Consider the following 3,220-nt stretch of genomic DNA (forward strand, 5'->3'; position numbering starts at 1 on the left):
GGGAACGCCGTAGGAATTCTCGGCCAGCGCATCCTTTGATTCGGCAGCACCGACGAAGCCGACCGGCATGCCGATGATGGCCGCCGGCTTGGGCGCGCCATCGCGCAGTTTTTCCAGGAGGTAGAAGAGCGCGGTCGGCGCATTGCCGATGGCAACCACCGAACCGGCCATGCGTTCGCCCCAAAGGTCGATCGCGGCAGCCGAACGGGTGTTGCCGATCTCCCTGGCGATGTCGTGCGTGCGCGGGTCGCGCAAGGTGCAGATCACCTCATTGCTCGCCGGCAGCCTGGCGCGGGTGACGCCGTGCGAGACCATTTCCGCGTCGCAGAAGATCGGCGCACCAGCCGCCAAAGCGGCGCGGGCGGCGGTAACGAAATCGCTGGAGAAGACAAAATGACTTGATGCTTCGACCTGGCCGCAGGCATGGATCATGCGGATGGCGACATCGGCCTCGGCTTCGGAAAAGCGCGAAAGATCGGCCTCGGCGCGGATAATGGCGAAAGAGCGCTCATAGATCGCCGTGCCGTCATGGATGTAGTCGTAGGCGGCCATGCTCATTCCTGTCGGTAAGCCTCGGCGATACCGGCCGGCCCGAGCCTTGTCAGGCAAGCGGCGGCGGTTTCGCCTTGATATCGTGTGCTGCGGATCATTGCCGCGACGCGGCCGATGCCGCGCGCGGCGTCATAGCCCGGCCTGTAGCCGGCAGGAAGGGCCTTTGCCGTCGCGTTCACGACAAGTCCGGCTCCGTTTTCGCCGCCGACTATCGTTAGCGCAGCCGGGCCGGGGTGGGCGCAGCCCTTGGCGCATCCGGAAACGTGCAGCGTGAAGTCGAGGATGTCGGCGTTTTCAGCGGCGATCGTCTCGGCAATGTCGCGCGTGGCGATCCGGCCGGAGGCGCAGGCCGGCGTGCCAGGGCAAGCGGCAATGCGCGTGCGCGGGTCGGCGGGGGAGGTGACGAAGCCGAGGGTGGCGGCGGTGCGCTGAAGCGATGAGTTGGCGGCGGCTGGTTGACCAAGGAAAAGGAAGGCCCGGCCTGGGGCGAGGCGGATTTCTGACGTGCCGTGCGTGAGGGCGCTTTGGGCAAGGGCGATGATCTTGTCCGCCGGCATGCTGCCATAGGGGAGAGCGATGCCGAGGGCAATGGCGTGGCGTACATTGAAGACGCCAATTGGCCGGCGAGAGTGCTCTACGGCGCCCCCCTCTGTCCTGCCGGAGGGGGGCGCCACAGAATGCCAGCTTGCGAGAGACGCCAATTGTCTCTCCGACAAATCCCTTGCGTGAGCCTCGCGGCCTTTCTCGGCGACCATCCTCAGCACCGCAACGGCAATGTCTCGCGCCGCGTCGTCTCCCGCCGTGACAAGCGGCCTCGCGTTCTGCCCGTCACCCGCGACAGACACCCACCACCGGATACCGGCATCGGTGTGCGTTGCAGCAAGCCGCACATCGGCAGTCACTGCATCCAGTCCAAGTTGCCCGCCGCCGTCCACAACGATCGAAACCTTCGGTCCTAGGCGCTGCACAAGCCCAGCCTCTTCGAGCGCCGCCCTGATCTGTTCAGCCAGTGGCCGGGGATCGGCGATCTCTTGCGGATCGATGCCGGCCAGCGGCCCGGTCTCGACCGGCACGCCTGTGCGCACCGCGATATCAAGCGCATCGACCTCCGTCGCCAACAGAGGCGCGCTTTGAGGGGTCAACCCGCGTATCTGCAGGCTGCCGCGCGCTGTCACTTCCATGATGCCATTGCCATGCCGCAAAGCGGATTCGGCTATCCCGATCAAAAGCTTCGGCGACAATCCTCCAGAAGATGGGCCTCCCGCGACCGGGTTGAGCCGCACCAGCAGGCCGTCGCCGGTCTGCATCGGCGCCGACAGGGCCGGACAGGCGCCACGACGCGAGAAGGCGTTCATGCCGCCACCCCAAGCGCTTCTGCCTCGGCAATCAGGGCTGTGAGATCGTCGTCGATGGAATTGCGCAGGGGATGCCAGAGACCACGCCGGCGCGCCGACAGGAAGCGCTCGGCGATGACTTTGGCAGCGGCAGGGTTCTCGCGCAGGATGAAAGCGCGGACCATGGGATCGCCGAGATAGGCATCATGCACCGCCTCGATCAGCGTTCCCGATATTGCATGGGTGGTTTCGGCAAAGCCGACCAGCCGGTCAACGGTTTCGGCGAATTCGGAGGCACCGCGCGGGCCGTGGCGCATCTGGCCTGATATGAAGCGTGGATTGACGGCGCGGGCACGCACGACGCGCGATACGGCCTCGCCGACCGAGCGCGGCTTCGGCTTTTGCGGGTCCGTGGTGTCGAGCACGATGACGTCGGCACTCCTGCCGAGCGTTGCCAAAGCGGCCGAAAAGCCGCCGATGAAAGCGACGTCGGCGGAGCCTTCGAGGATGTCGCGGCCGGGGTCGCCGCCGGTGTGGACGAGAAGATCGGCCTCGGCGATGCGGCCCTCGAAGGCGCCGGGCGCGGAGATGCCTTCGCCCTCGGCTCCTCCATAGGCATGCGAGGTGGCGTCGAGATAGGCGCGGCCGATCTCTTCGCGCGCGCCCCAGTTGCCCGAGGACAAAAAATCCTCGACGCCGGCGCCATAGGTGCCGGGCGAGGTACCGAAGATACGCGGGCTGATCTTGCCGTCAGCGCGGGTTTTGGCCGCGAGGGGGTTTTCAGAATCCTCCTCGTCGCGCGCGGCAACCGCGTTGGCGGCGGCATCGACCAGCGCGATCTGGGTAGGGAACATGTCGCGGAACAGGCCTGAAATGCGCCAGGTGACGTCGACGCGCGGCCGGCCGAGTGCGGCGGGAGGCAGCACTTCGATGCCGGTGATGCGGCCGGTCGCCGAATCCCATTGCGGGCGGCAGCCCATCAGCGCCAGGCCTTGCGCGATCTCCTCGCCGCCGGTGCGCAGCGAGGCCGAGCCCCAGAGATCGATGACCAGCGAGCGCGGCCAGTCGCCATGCGACTGCATGTAGCCGCGCACGACTTCCTCTGCCGCTGCCTTGCCCAGATCATAGGCGGTCGGCGTCGGCATGGTGCGCGGGTCCGAGGTGAACAGATTGCGGCCGGTGGGCAAGACGTCGGAACGGCCGCGCGCGGGCGCGCCGGCCGGACCGGCCTTGACGTGGCGGCCATCGAGCGCGGCGAGCAGCGCCGCCTTCTCGGACGCCGCACTTTGGCGGCGCATGGCGTCGGGCTCGTCCTCCGGAGCGCGGCCATAGAT

The 3,220-nt window shown here is 67.3% G+C and carries 3 protein-coding genes; all 3 read right to left on the reverse strand.

The window, feature by feature from the left end:
• On the reverse strand, positions 1-552 hold a 552-nt coding region (locus EN935_RS28255), incomplete at its 3' end, for a precorrin-8X methylmutase (RefSeq protein ID WP_127373848.1).
• A gap of 2 nt (positions 553-554) precedes the next feature.
• Positions 555-1,907, reverse strand: coding sequence for a precorrin-3B synthase (gene cobG, locus EN935_RS28260; RefSeq protein ID WP_127373849.1), 1,353 nt, complete (start codon positions 1,905-1,907; stop codon positions 555-557).
• The coding region (locus EN935_RS28265; protein ID WP_206534590.1) for a cobaltochelatase subunit CobN at positions 1,904-3,220 on the reverse strand (1,317 nt) is incomplete at its 5' end. The genes EN935_RS28265 and cobG, both read right to left, overlap by 4 nt.

It is taken from the genome of Mesorhizobium sp. M7D.F.Ca.US.004.03.1.1 (assembly GCF_003998635.1).
GTDB lineage: Bacteria > Pseudomonadota > Alphaproteobacteria > Rhizobiales > Rhizobiaceae > Mesorhizobium > Mesorhizobium loti.

Coding starts and splice junctions, on each gene's coding strand:
- cobG (WP_127373849.1), bottom strand. CDS start 1,907: ATGAACGCCTTCTCGCGTCGTGGCGCCTGTCCGGCCCTGTCGGCGCCG.